Origin of the sequence: Bifidobacterium sp. H6bp9 (genome assembly GCF_032193695.1) — a bacterium.
GTDB classification, from domain to species: domain Bacteria; phylum Actinomycetota; class Actinomycetes; order Actinomycetales; family Bifidobacteriaceae; genus Bombiscardovia; species Bombiscardovia kimbladii.
Window position 1 is genome coordinate 1 of sequence record NZ_JASTZY010000022.1, and the last position, 584, is coordinate 584.

At 66.8% G+C, this 584-nt stretch carries 1 pseudogene; it reads right to left on the minus strand.

Annotation, left to right across the window (positions count from 1 at the left end):
- Positions 1–584: pseudogene (locus tag QRX40_RS08675) on the minus strand (RCC1 domain-containing protein); the annotation flags it as partial.

Consider the following 584-nt stretch of genomic DNA (forward strand, 5'->3'; position numbering starts at 1 on the left):
CGCTGCCCACGGCCAGGGAATGAAGGCCTCCGGCGCTGACCTGCAGGTAGGTGAAGTCCGCTGGCGCGCCTGCAGGCTTCCCCACTTTGACCGGCGCATGCTTGTCGTCTCTCGTCCCGTCGCCGAGCTGGCCATAGTAGTTGTATCCCCATGCGTAGGCGTTCCCGTCGCTGCCCACCGCCAGGGAAAAACCATAGCTGAGGTTTGTTGATCCGCTGATCTGGCTGAACCGGATGCCCCGGCTGGCGTTGTCGGGCGGGGTGATGGTGGCGGGTTCCCTGCCCAGCTGGCTGCGCAAGCTGGCGGTGTACGGGGCGGCCTTCCTGGCGGGGTTCGTGCCGGGCTGGGCCTTCCTGTACGACCAGGAGGAGCAGTGGGTGCGCGACCGTTGTGCGCAGTTCTGCCTGGCGGGCCTGTTCTCCATTTTTGCGATGGCGTGGTTTTTGAGCCGGTTCGAGAGCCGCGGGGGGCGTCCGGGGTTCTGGTGCCTGGCTTTGACGATGCCGATGATGCCCTGCTGGGGGGTGGCGTTCGGCGCGATGACCGGCGAGCGTCCGGGGGTGATGCGTTGGGTGTTCGTGTCG